Source organism: Flagellimonas sp. B-3, assembly GCF_056857835.1.
The window spans coordinates 78,980-98,086 of the sequence record NZ_JBSXNW010000012.1 but is presented as its reverse complement, the minus strand read 5'-3'; the positions used below and the strand labels follow the sequence as shown (position 1 = coordinate 98,086).

Here is a 19,107-nt window from a genome sequence, read left to right as displayed (position 1 = left end):
TTCCCAAAAGTCCATTTAGGGGTTCACATAAGGAAACATAATGGCTCATTCTATTGAAACCCCATTCAAATTTTCCAACTTGGCCACACATCCCCAATTATATTTCTGGCGGTTATCACCCGACAGCACAAAGGTTAGTTCATTGGGACCTTTGGATAAATTCAGCACGGTTTGTTCATCATCCACGAAAACCCTACCTTCCATACCCTTTTCCGGAGGTGGCCTAAAGTTCATTCCCCCATCGAATATGACTTCGGAATTCAATAAGATTACCAAGTGGTCCGCATAATCAAAGTTTAATTTGATATCCTTATCGGAATCAGATACTATGTTACAGGTCAGAGTGACCGTTTTGTCCATATCATCATAAAAGCGACTGATGTTTAAAATGCCATCCATGTCGGCAGTTACCGTTTTAAATTTTTCTCTGTAATCGAATAGGGAATCCACTTGGGATATAAAGTTCACCGAATCTTTGGCAAAGGGTTCCGATATTTGCCACTTGGTCAAATAATTCGGAGAAATCACCTTTTCGGTATCCCGTTGTTTTGGCACATTGGAACTTTCAATTTCCCGAATGGATACATCACTATAGTAAACCTGGCCAAAGGTGCTGTACAAGCTTATACCGCCTTTCTTGGAATCACGCTTTAGGTCATCAACAACAAAGGTCGGGGTATCCATATCCTCAATATAAACGGACATTTTGTCTTCAATAACCTCCACCTTTACATGGACCCAAGTACTTATGTCCAAGAATACGATGCCATCTTCCCGTTTCTGGAAAAGCAGCGCTTTATTGCTTTGAGGATCGTAAATATAGGAAATGGTTTCATCGGGAAAGTCCAAGAACGATTCCTCCGAGAATATGATGCCTTCCTCCTCCAGTACCTTTAAAAGCTTATCGCTCACTTTTCCATGAACCAGTTGATTCTCCAGAAAAGGTGGTAAGATGGCCACTTCCTTTCTCGGATATTCGGCACTGCCTTCATATTTGGGATAATTATAGAGCTGCCAAGGCAAGCTGCCATTATAAATGGGAATATACTGCAGCGCATCCTTTTTTCCGCTCATCATCATTCTCAGGTACAGGTATTCGTAATTTTCTTTATCCTGGATCCTAAAACCCAATCCCGGAACTTGGCCGTTACAATGAAACTCCAGTTGAAAGTTCTTGAATTCTTTGCCATTGAGATAAGCCTTTTGACTTGGCTCTAAAAACATTGCGTACTTTCCCTGATGGTCCACAACTTTCAACGTATCCGTAGAACCGTCCACATTTTCAATCCGCCAATTGTTTTTGGTAAAGGCAAATTCTTGGGCGGTAATGTTTTTTTTGTTTTCTTGGAGGCATGATACTGGAGCAATGGCCATGACAAGTATCAAGAAGTTTTGGATGCTGTTTTTCATGTTATGATCTATTTTTGATATAATCGATTTACAGTATACCAATGTAAAGTTACCTGCAAAGTTTTTAGGCGCATTGGTTGTTCATCTTTGTTCAAGTTTGTTCATAGTCGACATGGATTTATAAATGGAGAAGTTTAGGAAACATATCGAAGCCTGTTTTAAACGGGTAGAGGAAAAATTGGGAAAAGGACCTTGCAGCAAGTGGGACACCCATGATTTTAAGACTCTCAGCGAGAACATTCAGGAAGAAACGGGCACATTGTTGAGCGTATCCACACTAAAACGGCTTAGCGGAAAGGTAAACTATGCATCTCACCCGAACAAGACCACTTTGAATGCACTGGCCAATTATATTGGTTTCAAAGACTGGGGCACATTTTCCAATTACTGTGAAGGTAAGCTTGTGAAAGGGGAAAAAGAGGGCAAAGCGAATTTACCGATGAAGTCTTTAATAGCCTTTTTATTGCTTGGTATCGCGCTTTTTTCATCCGTATTTTTGACGGCCAGGAAAAATGATACCATCTATGATCCTGATGATTTCGCTTTTAATGGCAAGTCGGTCACTACTGGGCTTCCAAATTCCGTTGTTTTCAGGTACGATGCATCTGCGGCAGATGAAAAAGCGAAAATAGAGATCCAGCAGGATTGGGACGAGAGCAAGCGGGTACTCGTCAATAAAAACGACAGTGTTTCCACCAGCATTTATTACCGACCAGGTTATTTCAAATCCAAACTCGTGGTTGATGAAACCATTGTGAGGGAAAAGGGTATCTTGATTCCAACATCGGATTGGGTGGGGGTCATTGAGACGGATTCTGTGCCTATTTATTTGGACAGGGAGGACTACCGATCGGAGAAAGCTCTATCTATAAAAGCCAGCTCGCTAAAGAAATATGGAGTGGATCCACGTGCGTCAAGAACTCCCGTTGGCTTCTATCAAATTAGGGACTTTGGGGAATTATACACTACCAATTTTGAAATGACAGCTTCAATCCGGAATGATTTCAAATCCGGTAAGAGTCAATGTCAAACTGCCCAATTGGTGATTGTTCACGAGGACGGACCAATAAGTATCATGCTGACCGACAAAGGCTGCATTTCCGATATTATGCTGTACGCATTTGATAAGACCATTGATGGAAAGAAAACAGATCTTTCCGGTTTCGGTGTGGATTTTACCGACTTTGTCGAAGTGAAGTGCATTTCAAAGGACGGGAAATTGGATATTGTAATGGACAAACAATCCGTATTCTCGTTTGAAGTGCCAGATATTCCAAAAAAAATCGTTGGCCTCAGCATCCATTTTGAAGGAGCTGGGACGATCCAACATGTAGCGTTTAAAAATAATGGAGGAATTATGTATTCTACCAATTTCTAAAAACTGAAAATCCTTAAAATTTCACTTTTTTCTTAAGCATCAATAGAATTGAAATTATTTCCCGATACAAAAGTTAGAAAAGATATTGCCCAACATTTCGGCAAGTTATACCCCTAGGACAATGGAGGCATCAATACCCAGTTTTACACTTATTTCCCGTGCTACTTTTAAAGTGGGTTCGCTTTTTCCGTTGAGGTACTCGCTTACCCTTGACGTGCTTACTCCCAAAAGTTCGGATAGGCGTTTTTGGTTCAATCCCATTTCTGCCATACGCAATTTAATCACCTCAACCAAAGGGGGCTTTTTTACCGGATAATGGCGTTCTTCATAATCTGCCACAAGGTCAGACAATAGGTTTAGTTCCACATAACCCTTTGCATCTTTGTTTTCGATATTGTCGGGGTTCTGTAAAAGTTCTTCTATACGTTCAACAATGGCGTTATACTCTTTTTCTGTCTGTATCATTGCTAAATGTTTTTAATGTCCTTAATCTTATCATACTCCGAGTGCGTACCTATAAACCTAATGTAAACCTTTTTTGCATTGAACGAAATTATGGCAACCAGCCTGTAATCGTTTCCTTTGATATTGAAAACAAAACGGTGGTTTCCCACATAATCAACGGTGTTGAAATCCTGCCTTAACTCGTTGATATTATCCCAGTTTTTCGCCGTTACGGTATGATACCAAAAGTTTAAAGGATTTTCGCTGTCTGCGTGCATTTCTATGAACTCCTTTATTCTTTTGTGGGTAACAATACGCATTGTTTAAACATCAATCACTATTAAGCAAAGGTAATGCCAAATTTCGAATTACAAAATATTGTTTTGAAATATAGAATTATTTCCCAATACAAAAGTTAGAAAAGATATTGCCCAATAAATCATCTGTGGTAACACTTCCTGTGATTTCTCCCAAATGATACAGTGCTTGACGGATGTCGATGGCCATTAAATCGCTGGACAGTTCCATATCCAAACCTTCTTTGACCTTTTGAATTTCCTCCAAAGCTTTTAACAAGGCATCGTAGTGCCTGCTGTTGGTAATTATGGTGGTGTCGCCACTCAAAGCCCCTGAGTCTACCAAAGAAAGAAGCTTACTTTCGAGCTCTGAAATACCTTCTTTAAATTTAGCAGAAAGGAAAAGTACATTGGGAATTTCTGATTTTATCTTTTCTTTCTGCCCTGGGTTTAGGAGATCCATTTTATTACAAATGGGCAACAACTGTTTGTTGGGGTAGCGTTTCTGGATTTGTTCCAATTCCGTCTTGTCAAAATCCATGCCGTCAAATAGGTAAATAATGAGCCGTGCCTTTTCAATTTTGTCAAAGGTTCGTTCAATCCCTATTTTTTCCACTACATCGACGGTTTCGCGGATTCCTGCCGTATCAATAAACCTAAAATTGATACCTTTTATGCTGATATGGTCCTCGACCGTATCCCGGGTAGTACCCGCAATTTCACTCACAATAGCTCTCTCTTCATTAAGCAGTACATTGAGCAGGGTTGATTTGCCTACATTGGGTTGCCCCACAATAGCTACGGGGATTCCATTTTTTATCACATTTCCGAGTGCGAAGGAGTCAATTAATTTCTTTAGTACCTCACTAATGCGGTTGAGTAGTTCGTTGAACTGGGTTCTGTCTGCGAACTCCACATCTTCTTGGGAAAAATCGAGTTCCAGTTCAATAAGCGAAGCGAAGTTCAGCAGTTCTTGTCGCAGTTCTTGGATTTCATTGCTGAATCCACCGCGCATCTGCTGCATGGCAATGTCGTGCGCCGCTTCACTATCGCTGGCAATAAGGTCGGCCACAGCTTCCGCCTGACTTAAATCCATCTTGCCGTTAAGGAATGCTCGTAGTGTAAATTCACCTGCCGATGCCGAACGGCAACCATTTCGCAACAAAAGCTGAATAATCTGTTGTTGGATGAACGGGGAGCCGTGGCAGGAAATCTCCACAACATTTTCACCGGTATAAGAGTGTGGTCCTTTAAAAATAGAAACAAGAGCTTCGTCCAAAATCTTTTCTTGGTCCACAATATGGCCCAAATGAATGGTATGGCTTTTCTGTTGGGCCAGTTTCTTTCCCTTAATGGATTTAAAAAGGGTATCCACTAGGGTTATGGCATCTGGTCCGGAGACCCTTATCACTGCAATGGCCCCTGTTCCCGAGGGTGTTGCCAAGGCTACAATGTTATCTGTGTACGACATGGGGACAAAAGTACAAATTAGCTGGTGTTTGTAACATTTTTAGTGATTTGTATACTAATAAGATGAATCATCAAAATCAATCAAAAATGGAAGTTATCAATCAAAAAGCAGTCAGAACGGATAATACCTTGTTGGCCGTGACGCATCTTACACAACTTTTATCGTATGTTACAGGATTTGGAAGCCTGATTATACCCTTGATTATCTGGTTGTCATCAAAAGATAAGGTTAAGGGTATGAACGAGCATGGAAAGGCCATTATCAATTTCCAGATCAGTCTGATACTTTACATCATCATTAGTATTCCTGCCATTCTTCTTTTGGGCTTGGGTATACTGGGCTTGATAGGAGCGGGAATCCTTGGGTTTATATTACCTATTGTTAATGCGGTCAAGGCTGCAAATGGTGAATCTCCATCACATTTTATGACGATTAGGTTTATATCGTAAAAACAAAAAAGCTGGAACAATTTGCTCCAGCTTTTTCGATTATGGTTGGGTAGTTAATTTAACTATTCAGCATCACGGGCATCACCAACATAGTTACATGTTCACCTTCATCCAGTCCGTCGATAGGGGTGAGGATACCTGCCCTGTTGGGTAAACTCATTTCCAATGATACTTCGTCCGAAGATAAATTGTTCAACATTTCCAATAAAAATCTGGAGTTGAAGCCAATTTGCATATCGTCACCTTGGTAAGAACACGATAATCTTTCTTCTGCCTTATTGCTGTAATCTACATCCTCTGCAGAAATATTAAGTTCGGCACCGGCAACTTTTAAACGTATTTGGTGCGTGGTCTTGTTGGAGAAAATGGAAACCCTTCTGACCGAGCTCAAAAATTGATTTCTCGCAATGGTCAACTTGTTGGGGTTTTCCTTGGGAATCACCGCTTCGTAGTTCGGGTATTTGCCATCTATCAACCGACAAACCAATTCAGTATTGTCAAAATAGAATTTGGCATTGCTATCGTTGTATTCGATGGTCACTTCAGATTCGGAACCTGCCAAAATACCTTTTAACAATGTTAATGGTTTTTTGGGCATGATGAATTCTGCCACTTCGGAAGCAGTTACATCTTGACGTTGATATTTTACCAATTTATGGGCATCAGTGGCCACAAAAGTCAAATTCTCTGGAGAAAACTGGAAAAACACCCCGCTCATCACTGGGCGAAGGTCATCGTTTCCGGCGGCGAAAATGGTTTTGTTGATGGCTGTTGCCAAAATATCGCCCATTAGGGTAGTGGAACTCGGGTTGGAAACTTCCACCGCTTTTGGAAATTCTGCTCCATCGGCATATGCCAAGGCATATTTACCATGGTTGGAACTGATTTCTACCGTATTGTTGTCCTCAACCACAAAAGTCAATGGTTGTTCGGGAAAAGTTTTTAAGGTGTCCAACAATAAACGTGCTGGCACGGCAATGGTACCTTCCGAATCGGAATCCACTTCCAAAACGGCACTCATGGTCGTTTCCAAGTCCGAGGCGGAAACTGTAAGTTTACTTTCTTTAAGGTCGAACAAAAAATTGTCCAGGATGGGCAAGGTATTGCTATTGTTGATAACTCCTCCCAAAACCTGAAGCTGTTTCAATAAATATGTACTGGATACAATAAACTTCATCAACGAAATACTTTAGTATAGTTGCTCTTTTAGCAGATTTCCCTTCAAAAAGGGCGTATAAAATCAATAAAAACAAATATATCCCAAATGGATTTAGCAGAGAAACAAATTTATCAACAGTTAGACGGTAAACTTACGCTTTCTGTAGTAGCTGAAAAACAGGCCGAACAACAAGGTTAAAACGACTGGTAATCCAATGTTTACAAGCTGCCACTTGTTTTTTTGTTCTGCAATTTTTTTGACATCCAAGAGCGGGATGGATACTTTCTTGTTCCGAATGTTAATAAGCCCACTATTGTCTAACAGGTAATTTGTGCTGTTCACCAAGAATTCCTTGTTGCCATAAAAGCTGTTGGTCCATTTATCGTAGCCCAATTCCAAGGGTCTGCCGTTGCGTAGTTGGTTTTTGATGACGTCCCCATCCGAAATCACGATCATTTTATTTTCGGGACCTTCTTCCATCGTGTTTTGTAGCTTTAAAGGTTTTACCCTGTTTTTGTACATAGAGGTGAAACTGCCCTCGATCAGGACGGCTAATGGCAAATTACCGTTGTTATACGTTGCTTGATCGGGCTGTTGGTTGATCATATCCAAACTCACTACTCTCGGGATTCCATCCGTTTTGGAAAGTGGCGAACTCTGCAACAAAATGGTTTTTTGATAATCGTTTTCCAATACGTCCATTGGACTGGTAAACTGAAAACGTACCGCTTCAATATTGGTATTGATAGGATGATTGTTCTGTGAAAAAACCATTGGGTAATAAAACCAAGGCAGTGGATTGTACTGCGAATCGTTTCCTTCTCCCGTGGCCAAAACTATTTGGGTAAAATACAGGTCGTTGACCAAAACTGGATTGATGCGCACTCCATATTTAAAGAACAAATCTTTCAAATTAAGGTCTCTGGGAACGGCAATGGCCTCTCCGCCACCTGCATAAATGCTATCCATTTCCATATTTACCTGATCTAGCATCCAAATGGATTTGCCTCCTTGAACCATATATTGGTCCATCACGTATTTCTCCTGGTCGGTAAATGCTTCGGTCGGTTTGGCGATAAGGGCGAGGTCAAAGTTTTTTAGCTGGTCCAAAACGTTTTGTGGATTGGAAGCTACGGAATCCAAAGTTATGGCACCTATGTTGTAATAATCGCGAATGGTTGTAAGGTAATCGGCAATAAAAATATCATCCAGTTCGCCATTTCCCTTGATAACGGCTATGCTCTTTTTTTCTTTAATGCTAAGTTTGGTGAATGCATCGGCAAAGGCATATTCCAATTGTTGTACCGAATTGTTGATGCGATCCTCGGCCGTGGAGCCTAATTTATTCTTCAGTAAAGGCACTTTTACCGTCTGGTCGTTGTAATTTACCATGGCCCAAGGAAAAACCAGCTCATTGGATACCTTTCCGTTCTCCTCAACGGTAACATTGGCGGGCTGTAATCCCAAGCTTTGTAATTGGGCGACCGTTTCCTGTGGATTTTCGCTATCCTCCATGGGGTCCACCAAATTATATTTGATATTGCTGTTCTTGGACCCAAATGATTCCAACAATTGAATGGTTTCAGCTTTCAATTTGGAGAACTCTGCAGGAATGTTTCCATCCAGTAATACATCCACAATTACGGGTGTTTCAAATTTTTGGGCCACTGCTACGGCAGGCTCCGAAAGCGTATAGCGCTTATCCTCTGTAAGGTCGAAACGGGTATAGACAAAACTGGCCAATAGGTTGATGGCCACCACGGCTACAATCACTTTTACGATGGATATAAAAAACTTCCCCATTACCTTGGCAATTGTTTTAAACGTTGAAAAGTGAGATACAAAAACAATAAGGTCAATGAGATGAAGTAGACCAAATCTCGGGTGTCTATCACACCTCTTGCAATACTATCAAAATGTGCTTTTGCCCCGAGTGATTGTATGGTTTGTTGCGTTTCTCCATTCGTAAAAAGTGAAGATGCAGCATCAAACCCGTTAAAAATCAGAAAGCAGACCAAAATCCCCACCAAAAAGGCGATAATTTGATTATCCGATAGCGTAGAAGCAAATATCCCGATGGACGTATAACAGGCCATCAAAAACAATAATCCAAAATACGAACCCAGTACGACGCCGAGGTCGTAATTTCCTTCTATCATTCCCAGTCCCGATATGGCAAAAACATATATTATGGTCGGGATTACTGCGATAACGCACAAAAGAAAGGCGCCCCAAAACTTGCCTAGTACCAATTTCCAGATGGAGATAGGTTTTATCAACAGCAATTCCAGTGTGCCCATTTTTCGTTCTTCGGAAAAACTTTTCATTGTGATGGCGGGCACCAAAAAAATAAAAATCCAAGGGGCCAGCAAAAAGAAGTTGCTCAAATCGGCAAAACCGTAGTCAAAAATGTTGTAATCGCCCTTGAAGACCCACAGAAAAAGTCCATTGAGCAGTAAAAACGAACCTACGATCAAGTAACCGATGGGCGATGTAAAAAAAGACCGTACCTCTCTCTTAAAAATTGCGAACATTAAGATGGGTTTGTTGATTGAATTTTATGAACACTCCATGCTTCAGGCTTATCGGCGAACAATTTTTTAGTGTTGCCCCAAACCTCTTTAAAGAAATCGGAATTCCTATAACTGTTCAGGTGCGATTCCGTATCCCAAAAACTATAGGTGAAAAATATATTTGAATTTGTAATGTCTTGATACAATTCTACCATATTACAACCTTCAAAAGCCAAAATACCGTTTTTGCTTTCTTCAAAGATTCGCTCAAAACTAGCAATATTTTCGGGTTTAAAAGTCAGTTTTACAATGCGTATCAACATTTACAGGAAATTTATGGTTACGGTGTCCCTGTAATTCAGTCCAAGGAGCGAAGATGCTCCCCCAACGGAGTTCAGGTCACTTTTATAAATAGCAAGTTCTATGTATCCTGCCGAATTGAACAGGGCCAAGGCATCACCAGGACCTTTTCGTTGGTTCCGTTCCAAATCATAATTTATGATGCCGTTATAACTCTGGTGTACCTGCCGTATTTTGGTGGTCCGTGCAATGATTTCAAAATCACGCCCGCTGCGGTATGCTTCAAACAGGCTTTTCTGAATATTTGTGACCACGTTTCCGTAGTTATCAATATATATAACGTTACCTGTAATGGTTTTGCCCTCGTTGGTGATGCGTGGTTCAAAATCACGTAGCTCCTTCAAACGCTCCAAAGGTTTGCCAATTACCTCCAACTTACCGCCACGCGCAATATGGCAGGCTACTTGAACAAAAATATTGAGCACTGGAAAGGCACCGGCCTCTGCATTGGGCAGGTTGATTTCCACGACTTTTTCAGGTTGCACCTCGGAAGTTATCAAGGAAATGACCCCGCTGTTGGCACTCACAAAATAGTGTCCATCCACTTGCACAACAATATGTTCGTTTTCAGGGGACAATTCCGAATCGACCCCAACTATATGGACCGTTCCCTTTGGAAACGATTGGTAGGCATTTTTAAGGATATAGGCACATTCCTGAATGTTGAAAGGACTGATGGCATGTGAAATATCAACAACGGAAATATCGGGGAGATTGCTCAGTATTGCCCCTTTCACAGCACCCACAAAGTGGTCCTTATATCCAAAATCTGTAGTCAAGGTTATAATAGCCATGCAATACTGTTGATATGTTTTTCCGTGTTCAAATTGATTTTTAGTTAAGTTTGTTTGTAAAATTAGTCAAAAAAGAAAGAATAAAATTCTTCAAAAACAACTGTAACACCTCACAATTTTTGAACGAACTTGTAATAGAACTTACGGAAATCAGCCCCCAAGAATTTTTTGGACAGCAAAACTCGAATATTGAGTTGCTTAAAAAATACTTTCCTAAGCTAAAGATTGTAGCGAGGGGCAACAAGATCAAAGTATTTGGAGACGAAAAACTTTTAGAGGAGTTCGACAAACGCTTTGACGAACTCACTGGTCAGTTTGCTAAGTACAACAAACTTGATGAAAATATGATCGAGCGTGTACTTACCAGTACCAGCAAAGAAGAATATACATCATCAAAAAGCAGTGGCGATGTTTTGGTGCACGGGGTTAGCGGCAGATTGATCAAAGCCCAGACCGCTAATCAAAGACGCATGGTGGATGCCTGTAAAAAAGACGATATGGTTTTTGCCATTGGCCCTGCAGGTACCGGTAAGACCTATACTGGTGTAGCTTTGGCCGTAAAAGCCCTGAAAGAAAAACAAGTAAGGCGTATAATCCTTACGCGTCCGGCTGTGGAAGCAGGGGAGAACCTTGGTTTTTTGCCAGGTGACCTTAAAGAAAAGCTCGATCCTTACATGCAGCCTTTGTACGATGCTCTTCGGGATATGATTCCTTCGGAAAAACTCGAAAAATATATTGAGGACGGCACCATTCAAATTGCACCAATGGCATTTATGCGTGGTCGAACCTTGGACAACGCCTTTGTGATTTTGGACGAGGCCCAGAACACTACCCACGCCCAAATGAAAATGTTCTTGACCCGTATGGGAAAGAACGCCAAGTTTTTGTTGACGGGTGACCCGGGCCAGATTGATTTGCCACGTAGGGTGATTTCAGGTCTAAAGGAAGCTTTACTTATTTTGAAGAATGTGGATGGCATCAGCATTATCTATTTGGATGATAAAGATGTGATCCGACACAAATTGGTGAAAAAGGTGATTGATGCCTATAAAAATATAGAGCACCAGAATCAATTCTAGAGAAAATTATGGGAATGAATACGCTTATGTCCACGGATTTTAACTTTCCTGGGCAAAAATCAGTTTATAAAGGAAAAGTAAGGGAGGTCTATACCTTAGAAAATGATGTTTTGGTAATGGTGGCCACGGATCGCCTCTCCGCTTTTGATGTGGTAATGCCCAATGGAATTCCGTACAAAGGTCAGATTCTAAATCAAATAGCCACCAAAATGATGAAGGATACCGAAGATATCGTGCCCAATTGGTTGATGGCAACTCCTGACCCTAATGTAGCGGTGGGTAAGGCCTGTGAGCCATTCAAGGTGGAAATGGTAATTAGGGGTTATATGTCCGGCCATGCTGCACGCGAGTACAAAGCAGGCAAAAGATTGCTTTGCGGTGTACCAATGCCCGAAGGGATGAAGGAGAACGATAAATTCCCAGAACCCATCATTACACCGGCCACCAAAGCGGAAAAAGGAGACCACGACGAGGATATTTCCAAAGAAGATATTTTAAAACGGGGTATTGTATCCAAAGAAGATTACGAAGTCTTGGAAAAGTATACCCGAGCCCTATTTCAAAGAGGAACCGAAATCGCGGCCAAACGAGGTCTTATTTTGGTAGATACGAAATACGAATTCGGTAAGACCAAAGACGGGCAAATCGTATTGATTGATGAGATTCACACTCCTGATTCATCACGCTATTTTTATGCCGATGGATACGAAGAGCGTCAAGAAAAAGGGGAGCCTCAAAAACAGTTGTCTAAAGAATTTGTTAGACAATGGTTGATTTCCAATGGATTCCAAGGGCTTGAGGGGCAATCGGTTCCCGAAATGTCAGACGAGTATATTGAATCGGTTTCGAACAGATATATCGAACTTTATGAGAATATCACTGGAGAAAAATTTGTAAAAAGTGATATCTCTGATCTACAGGAAAGAATTTTATCCAATGTAACAGCGTACTTGGCAAAATAGTCATCACTTACTTGTTACCTAACTAATAAATTATAGGGAATTCTGTGAATTCCCTTTTTTTATTGCCTCAATAGTAATAAATCTTAAAACTAAATTGATATATTGACCTGGCACAAACGAATTAACTAAACAAACCACCAAATCATGTCTGAAAAACAAAAAAAGGCTACGGCCTATTGGAGAGAAAACTTAAAGTACCTAGTCATATTGTTGAGTATTTGGTTCTTGGTCTCCTATGGAGCAGGTATTCTCTTCAAAGATGCTTTGAACAACATTCGTATGGGCGGATTTAAACTTGGGTTTTGGTTCGCACAACAAGGGTCTATTTATGTGTTTGTCATCCTCATTTTTGTGTATGTACGCCTAATGAACAAACTGGACAAGAAATACGGCTACAACGAAAATTAACCAACCAAATGCCCAAAACTTATGAATGATGTACAAATATGGACCTATGTCTTGGTCGCGCTATCCTTTGGACTTTATATAGGAATTGCCATCTGGTCTAGAGCTGGTTCAACAAAAGAATTTTACGTAGCTGGTGGAGGGGTTTCCCCATTGGCCAACGGTATGGCAACGGCAGCGGATTGGATGTCAGCGGCTTCCTTTATTTCGATGGCTGGGATTATCTCCTTTGCTGGTTACGATGGCGCTGTATATTTGATGGGGTGGACAGGTGGCTATGTACTTTTGGCCCTGTTGTTGGCACCTTATCTTCGAAAGTTTGGAAAATTTACCGTGCCCGATTTTATAGGAGAGCGTTACTATTCCAAAACAGCCCGTGTTGTAGCGGTTTTTTGTGCCCTAATTGTTTCCTTTACCTATGTGGCAGGACAAATGCGCGGTGTTGGCATTGTGTTTTCACGATACTTGGAAGTTGATATCAATACAGGTGTTGTTATCGGTATGGTGATAGTTTTATTTTATGCCGTTCTCGGAGGAATGAAAGGAATCACCTATACCCAAGTGGCACAATATTGCGTTCTGATATTTGCCTTTATGGTGCCTGCAATCTTTATTTCCATTCAAATGACAGGCAATCCAATTCCGCAACTCGGATTTGGTGACACCTTATCCGATGGTTCCGGAACCTATCTTTTGGATAAACTGGATGGTCTATCCGAAGAACTCGGTTTTGCAGCCTATACGGATGGCTCTAAAAGTACGATTGATGTATTTGCTATTACCCTTGCCTTAATGGTGGGTACCGCAGGATTACCTCACGTAATTGTTCGCTTTTTTACGGTAAAACGAGTACGTGATGCCAGAAAATCGGCAGGATTGGCATTATTGTTCATAGCCATTCTGTATACCACGGCACCGGCCGTGGCAGTTTTTGCAAGAACTAATCTTATTGAAACGGTAAACGGAAAAGAATACACAAATATGCCTGAATGGTTTAGCCGATGGGAAAAAACAGGGCTGATAGCCCATGAAGATAAAAATGGAGATGGTAAAATTCAGTATGTTGCCGCACCCGAAGTAAACGAATTGACGGTTGATCGGGATATTATGGTATTGGCCAACCCGGAGATAGCCAATTTACCTGCATGGGTGATAGGTTTGATTGCTGCCGGCGGTCTGGCCGCAGCTTTATCCACCGCAGCAGGATTGTTATTGGTAATCTCTTCTTCGGTTTCCCACGATTTGATTAAAAATGTACTTAAACCAGACCTTTCAGAAAAAGGAGAACTTTGGGCAGCTCGGATTTCTGCTGCCCTTGCCGTTGTTGTTGCGGGGTACTTCGGAATTAATCCGCCAGGCTTTGTGGCGGCTGTGGTTGCCTTGGCTTTCGGTCTGGCCGCGGCTTCGTTCTTTCCTGCCATCATTTTAGGGATTTTCTATAAAAAAATGAACAGCAAAGGTGCCATATCGGGTATGGTTGTAGGTCTTTGCCTGATGCTTTTCTACATGCTGAAATTCAAATTCGGAATTTTTGATGGAGGAAAAGAAGCTGTCGATGTCCTACAAGAAAGCTGGTGGTTTGGTGTGTCGCCCGAAGGTTTTGGAACTATTGCCATGCTGGTCAATTTTATTGTGGCCATCGTAGTGAACAAATTTACCGCCGAACCGCCCGAAGAGGTACAGGAAATTGTTGAAAATATCCGTGTACCCAATCAAGCAGGTGAAGCATCTGGGCACTAAAATGACTGTGAAATGCCTATCTTTTTCCTTATTTTTAAGGCAGCATAAAATTTAATTACACATAATGAGTAACTACCACATAAAACACTTGGAGGAATATTTTCAAGTCTATCGAAAATCCGTTAGAAACCCCGAAGGATTTTGGGAAGAAGTAGCCGAAGAACACTTTCACTGGCGTAAAAAATGGGATTCGGTTTTGGAATGGGACTTTACCAAGCCAGAAATCAGTTGGTTTAAAGGAGCCAAACTCAACATTACCGAAAACTGTATTGACCGCCATTTAAGGATTCGAGGTGATAAAACAGCCATCCTTTTTGAACCCAATGACCCTAATGAAGAAGCAGAACATATTACATACAGCCAACTTCACGAACGCGTTTGTAAGTATGCCAATGTGCTTAAGGAAAAAGGTGTTGAAAAAGGGGACAGGGTAGTTATTTATTTGCCTATGATTCCTGATTTGGCCATTGCACTTTTGGCCTGTGCACGAATCGGAGCCATTCACTCCATTGTTTTTGCAGGATTTTCATCAACGGCATTGGCAACCAGGATCAATGATTGTGGTGCCAAAATGGTACTTACTTCCGACGGTTCTTTTAGGGGAACCAAGGTTATCGACCTAAAATCCATTGTGGACGAAGCTTTAGAAAGCTGTCCAGATGTGGAAACCGTTTTGGTCACCAAACGTACAAGTGGTGAAGTAAGCATGAAAGAAGGGCGCGATATCTGGATTCAGCCACTTTTGGATAAGGCATATTCGGATTGTGTCCCCGAAATTGTGGATGCCGAACACCCATTGTTCATTTTATACACCTCAGGTTCAACAGGCCGACCCAAGGGAATGGTACATACAACTGGGGGATATATGGTTTATACCGCATATACCTTTAAAAACGTATTCCAATACCGTGAAGAAGATGTGTATTGGTGTACGGCAGATATTGGTTGGATTACGGGACACTCTTACATTGTGTATGGGCCATTGGCCAATGGAGCGACTACGGTAATGTTTGAAGGGGTACCGTCTTATCCTGATTTTGGACGATTCTGGGATGTAGTGGAAAAACACAAAGTAAACCAGTTTTATACTGCTCCTACGGCAATTAGGGCCTTGGCCAAGGAAAACTTGGACTTTGTTACCAATCACGACCTCTCCAGCTTGAAGGTTTTGGGAACTGTTGGAGAACCTATCAACGAGGAGGCATGGCATTGGTACAACGACCATGTGGGTGAGAAAAAATGCCCTATTGTGGATACGTGGTGGCAAACTGAAACAGGGGGTATCTTAATTTCGCCCATACCATTTTCCACGCCCACAAAGCCAACATACGCCACTTTGCCTATGCCGGGAATTCAACCTGCGCTAATGGATGAAAATGGTGAGGAAATCAAAGGAAACCAAGTAGATGGTAGATTGTGCATTAAATACCCATGGCCCGCTATTGCCAGAACCATTTGGGGCAATCACCAGCGTTATAAAGACACATATTTCTCAGCTTTCGAAGGAAAGTACTTCACAGGGGATGGAGCTTTGAGAGATGAGGTCGGCTATTACCGAATTACTGGTAGGGTAGATGATGTCATCATTGTCTCCGGTCATAATTTGGGTACCGCACCGATTGAAGACGCCATTAACGAGCACCCGGCCGTAGCAGAATCTGCAATTGTTGGATTCCCGCACGAGATTAAAGGAAATGCCTTGTATGGGTACATTATTTTAAAAGAAACCGGGGAAACCCGTAACCGTGACAACCTGAAAAAAGAGGTGAACCAATTGATCACCGAGCACATCGGACCCATCGCCAAATTGGATAAGATTCAATTTGTGGAAGGATTGCCCAAAACACGAAGTGGCAAGATCATGAGGAGAATCCTTAGAAAGATTGCTTCCAAAGACACCAGTAATTTGGGGGACACTTCAACCTTGTTGAACCCAGAAGTGGTGGAGAACATTATAAAGGAAAGCCTTTAAATAGTTCTACTTTACTAAATAAAAAAGGGTCTTCTTATTTTTTAAGGAGATCCTTTATTTTTTTGGGCTTCAATTTTTCTACAATTCTTAAAAATGCAATGGCGGTGATAAAGGCGTCGCCCAATGCCGTATGCCTATCCTTTCGGGAAATACTGAACTTTTTGGCCAAATCATCAAGGGAGTATCTTTCTTTTTTTTGTACTACGGTAGATACCAACAATGTTCTGATGTAGAGTGATTCGGTATCCAAAGTCTTGTTTTTGAGCTTGGGCAGCCCATTTCTTTTTAACGCGGCATTGATCATGTTCACATCAAACATTACATGGTGCCCCACAAGCACATGGCTTTTGGCGTACATCAAAAATTGTTTCAAGGCTTCAAGCTCGGAGATGCTATCCCGTTTACTTTTCTTTAGAATTCCATGGATTTCTGCACTATCCGAATCATAGTGGTCCTGCTGAATGTACACTTCAAAACTATCCTTCACCACAATATTGTTGTCCAATAGTTTTAGTGCCCCAATGCAAAGCATACGGTCTTTGGTCAAGCTAAAGCCTGTTGTTTCCGTATCCAGCACCACAAAAGTATTTGCATGGATGTCATCTGGAAGCTTTTCTTTGAAATGCTCCTCGTACTCCCACCAAAAATCGGGAAGTTCCAAAGGTTTCTTTTTGGAAAAGGGCCACATCAGCGCAACATATTTTTTACCTGGAACCTTACCTCAATCAAAGATTGGATCTCTTTTACCGTTTTAAAAGTTCGCTTTAGTTTGATTTTCTCCTCCTTGTTCAATTTATCCAAAGCAATATACCGACCCGAATCGTTGTGCAACAGCCCCTGTCTGGTTCTGAACTTGAGCAGAGCTTTGCTGGCATAGGAACACGCAAGGTAAAGTTCTTTGTTGTTCGGTTCCAGTTCTGCCAACTTTTCGTAACGCTCAGCAGTGTTGTTTATGGATTTGATGGAATGTGACAATATAAGTACCCTAGCGGCATCAATAATGGGCATAAGGACACGTAATTTTAAATCAAAAAAATCTTTGTGTGCTCCATCCTGTTCCACCAAAAAATCCCTAAAAAAACCTGATGGCGAAGGATTTTGCAAGGCACCACTGGCCAAATGGGTAAAGAATTGCGGATAATGGTTGGTTTGATCAAAAATACTGAGGGAAAGCTCATCCGCGAGTGATTTATCGCCGTAGGTTACATTATAATCAAAAAAGATGGAAGATAAGAGTATCTCGTCGGGGCCTGGATTGTGAATCCAATGGGAGGTAACCTCTTTCCATTCATTCAAACTATGGCACCAGGAGGGATTAAAGGCCATCATATCGGCTGGGCAATACTCAAAACCGATGGTGTTCAGCCCTTTGGAAATGCGTTCACCCAGTTTTAAAAAATATTTTCGGGTAGTTTCCAACTGTTCTTCGGGAACATCTTCAAAAATAATGGCATTGTCTTGGTCGGTGTTCAACAATTGCTCACCACGCCCCTGGCTACCCATACTGAGCCACGCAAATTTTACGGGAGGTTCTTCTTCCATTTTGGACAGGGCAATTTGTATCACCTGTTTGGTAGAGGCATCATTGAGTTCTGAAATAATTTTGGACACCAATCCCAAAGGGATATTCTGGTCCAAATACCCTTGCAACAAGTTCATGATGCCATGGCGAATACCCCGAAGTCTTTTGGCACTGGTTGCTCTTTTAATGGCTCGCATCAGCACAGCAGGATTGTTGCCGACCGCCACCATAATATCATGTTTGGATAAGATTCCAACCGATTTTGTATCCGTAGTCCCATCCTCGGTAAGAACAAGGTGACTGATGTTGCTCTTCATCATGGCCATTTGCGATTGGGCCAACGTTAGCTCTTTTGGGTAGGTAATAATGGGGGAGGACATGATTTTTTTCGCTGAAGCGGTGATGGGAAAGAGTCCCGTGGCTACTTTTTTACGAATGTCCTTATCGGTTATGATACCAACGGGCAGGTTATCCTTTTCCACCAAAATACTGCTCACGTTGTGCTTGGTCATTTTGTTGGCTATGGTCTTTATTTTCGTGCCTTTTTTGCAGGTGATAAGGTCCGTGGAATATTTTATGGGCTGTAGATCCAATATTTTATCACTGGAGTATTGATTGGAATCGCTACTGGCACCATACAATTTTCCACGATGTTTAATAGAGTAGGGGTTGCCTGTATTGGAAGCAAAGCTTTCAATCAAAAAATTTCCGATACGCTTGTTTTCGAGTGCCAAGGGCTTAAAGTCCTTGATGGGAATGGCGTAGAGAATGGTTTCCTCATAAGCTTTTGCCTCCAATTTGTAGCTTTCGTTGGCCAAAAGGGGGCGAAGTCCAAAAACATCGCCTTCGTCACATATATCCAAAATTTGACTGGAACCAGCTTTGGAAAGCGCAACGGCACCCTTGTTTACTACATAAAAATGGGCGTGTGGACTTTCATTCTGCGAAAAAACTAGGGTATTGGTTTCCTTGTGGACAATCACCACTTCTACGGACAACTGCTCCATCTGTTTTGCCTCCATAGCATTGAAAGGAGGATAGTTTTTTAGAAAATCGGCAATGCGCTCGGAGATGGTGTTTTTCATGATAGGCTTAAATTAAGGATAATCGGAACAATTATACTGTCCAAGATAAAATAACACTGGTTACCCCC

General features: G+C 41.6%; 18 protein-coding genes. 7 read left to right on the top strand and 11 right to left on the bottom strand.

From position 1 onward, the window contains the following. Window positions 1-45: 45 nt before the first annotated feature. Window positions 46-1,410, bottom strand: a complete 1,365-nt coding sequence (locus AC13CS_RS02225) for a hypothetical protein (RefSeq protein ID WP_293162641.1) — start codon at window positions 1,408-1,410, stop codon at window positions 46-48. A 124-nt stretch (window positions 1,411-1,534) separates the two neighbouring features. On the opposite strand from AC13CS_RS02225, the gene AC13CS_RS02220 reads away from it, so the two are divergent. Further along, window positions 1,535-2,788 carry a hypothetical protein gene (locus tag AC13CS_RS02220; protein ID WP_293162644.1) on the top strand — a complete coding sequence of 418 codons (1,254 nt, stop codon included), beginning with the start codon at window positions 1,535-1,537 and terminating at the stop codon, window positions 2,786-2,788. A 105-nt stretch (window positions 2,789-2,893) separates the two neighbouring features. On the opposite strand, the gene AC13CS_RS02215 is transcribed toward AC13CS_RS02220, so the two are convergent. The 3 genes from AC13CS_RS02215 to mnmE form a co-directional block, all read right to left on the bottom strand. Further along, on the bottom strand, window positions 2,894-3,253 hold the full coding sequence (locus AC13CS_RS02215) for a helix-turn-helix domain-containing protein (protein WP_293162647.1): 360 nt from the start codon (window positions 3,251-3,253) through the stop codon (window positions 2,894-2,896). Window positions 3,254-3,255: 2 nt separating this feature from the next. Beyond that, complete coding sequence (locus tag AC13CS_RS02210; RefSeq protein ID WP_293162649.1) at window positions 3,256-3,552, bottom strand: type II toxin-antitoxin system HigB family toxin; 297 nt, start codon at window positions 3,550-3,552, stop codon at window positions 3,256-3,258. Between the two features lie 76 nt (window positions 3,553-3,628). Then, window positions 3,629-4,999 carry a tRNA uridine-5-carboxymethylaminomethyl(34) synthesis GTPase MnmE gene (mnmE, locus tag AC13CS_RS02205; RefSeq protein ID WP_293162652.1) on the bottom strand — a complete coding sequence of 457 codons (1,371 nt, stop codon included), beginning with the start codon at window positions 4,997-4,999 and terminating at the stop codon, window positions 3,629-3,631. Between the two features lie 86 nt (window positions 5,000-5,085). Between mnmE and AC13CS_RS02200 the strand changes: the two genes are divergently transcribed. Next, complete coding sequence (locus AC13CS_RS02200) at window positions 5,086-5,448, top strand: DUF4870 domain-containing protein (protein WP_293162655.1); 363 nt, start codon at window positions 5,086-5,088, stop codon at window positions 5,446-5,448. 58 nt (window positions 5,449-5,506) lie between these two features. Here AC13CS_RS02200 and dnaN read toward each other — a convergent pair whose 3' ends face one another. From dnaN to AC13CS_RS02175, 5 genes are all read right to left on the bottom strand, one after another. Continuing rightward, a complete protein-coding gene (gene dnaN / locus AC13CS_RS02195; protein WP_163626273.1) occupies window positions 5,507-6,625 on the bottom strand; it encodes a DNA polymerase III subunit beta in 1,119 nt (372 codons plus the stop codon). Window positions 6,626-6,745: 120 nt separating this feature from the next. Next, window positions 6,746-8,410, bottom strand: coding sequence for a gliding motility-associated ABC transporter substrate-binding protein GldG (gene gldG, locus AC13CS_RS02190; RefSeq protein WP_293162664.1), 1,665 nt, complete (start codon window positions 8,408-8,410; stop codon window positions 6,746-6,748). Continuing rightward, window positions 8,410-9,141, bottom strand: a complete 732-nt coding sequence (gene gldF / locus AC13CS_RS02185) for a gliding motility-associated ABC transporter permease subunit GldF (RefSeq protein ID WP_163626275.1) — start codon at window positions 9,139-9,141, stop codon at window positions 8,410-8,412. The genes gldG and gldF overlap by 1 nt, the downstream gene beginning before the upstream one ends. Further along, window positions 9,141-9,443: an antibiotic biosynthesis monooxygenase family protein gene (locus AC13CS_RS02180; RefSeq protein WP_293162668.1), complete on the bottom strand. Its 303-nt coding sequence runs from the start codon at window positions 9,441-9,443 to the stop codon at window positions 9,141-9,143. The genes gldF and AC13CS_RS02180 overlap by 1 nt, the downstream gene beginning before the upstream one ends. After that, window positions 9,444-10,274: an SAM-dependent chlorinase/fluorinase gene (locus tag AC13CS_RS02175; protein ID WP_293162671.1), complete on the bottom strand. Its 831-nt coding sequence runs from the start codon at window positions 10,272-10,274 to the stop codon at window positions 9,444-9,446. It abuts the gene before it with no gap. A 119-nt stretch (window positions 10,275-10,393) separates the two neighbouring features. On the opposite strand from AC13CS_RS02175, the gene AC13CS_RS02170 reads away from it, so the two are divergent. The 5 genes from AC13CS_RS02170 (at window position 10,394) to acs (ending at window position 16,432) form a co-directional block, all read left to right on the top strand. After that, window positions 10,394-11,353: a PhoH family protein gene (locus AC13CS_RS02170; RefSeq protein WP_293162674.1), complete on the top strand. Its 960-nt coding sequence runs from the start codon at window positions 10,394-10,396 to the stop codon at window positions 11,351-11,353. Between the two features lie 14 nt (window positions 11,354-11,367). Next, window positions 11,368-12,315 (top strand): phosphoribosylaminoimidazolesuccinocarboxamide synthase, encoded by a 948-nt coding sequence (locus tag AC13CS_RS02165; RefSeq protein WP_293162677.1) that lies wholly within the window; start codon window positions 11,368-11,370, stop codon window positions 12,313-12,315. 144 nt (window positions 12,316-12,459) lie between these two features. Then, a complete protein-coding gene (locus AC13CS_RS02160; protein ID WP_293162680.1) occupies window positions 12,460-12,723 on the top strand; it encodes a DUF4212 domain-containing protein in 264 nt (87 codons plus the stop codon). A 21-nt stretch (window positions 12,724-12,744) separates the two neighbouring features. Further along, window positions 12,745-14,460 (top strand): sodium:solute symporter family protein, encoded by a 1,716-nt coding sequence (locus AC13CS_RS02155; RefSeq protein ID WP_293162683.1) that lies wholly within the window; start codon window positions 12,745-12,747, stop codon window positions 14,458-14,460. 64 nt (window positions 14,461-14,524) lie between these two features. Continuing rightward, window positions 14,525-16,432: an acetate--CoA ligase gene (acs, locus tag AC13CS_RS02150; protein ID WP_293162686.1), complete on the top strand. Its 1,908-nt coding sequence runs from the start codon at window positions 14,525-14,527 to the stop codon at window positions 16,430-16,432. 34 nt (window positions 16,433-16,466) lie between these two features. Here acs and AC13CS_RS02145 read toward each other — a convergent pair whose 3' ends face one another. Together AC13CS_RS02145 and AC13CS_RS02140 are read right to left on the bottom strand one after the other, a co-directional pair. Beyond that, window positions 16,467-17,120 (bottom strand): 3'-5' exonuclease, encoded by a 654-nt coding sequence (locus AC13CS_RS02145; protein ID WP_293162689.1) that lies wholly within the window; start codon window positions 17,118-17,120, stop codon window positions 16,467-16,469. Then, window positions 17,120-19,039 carry a DUF294 nucleotidyltransferase-like domain-containing protein gene (locus tag AC13CS_RS02140; protein ID WP_293162692.1) on the bottom strand — a complete coding sequence of 640 codons (1,920 nt, stop codon included), beginning with the start codon at window positions 19,037-19,039 and terminating at the stop codon, window positions 17,120-17,122. Before AC13CS_RS02140 ends, AC13CS_RS02145 begins: the two co-directional genes overlap by 1 nt. Between the last annotated feature and the right edge of the window lie 68 nt (window positions 19,040-19,107).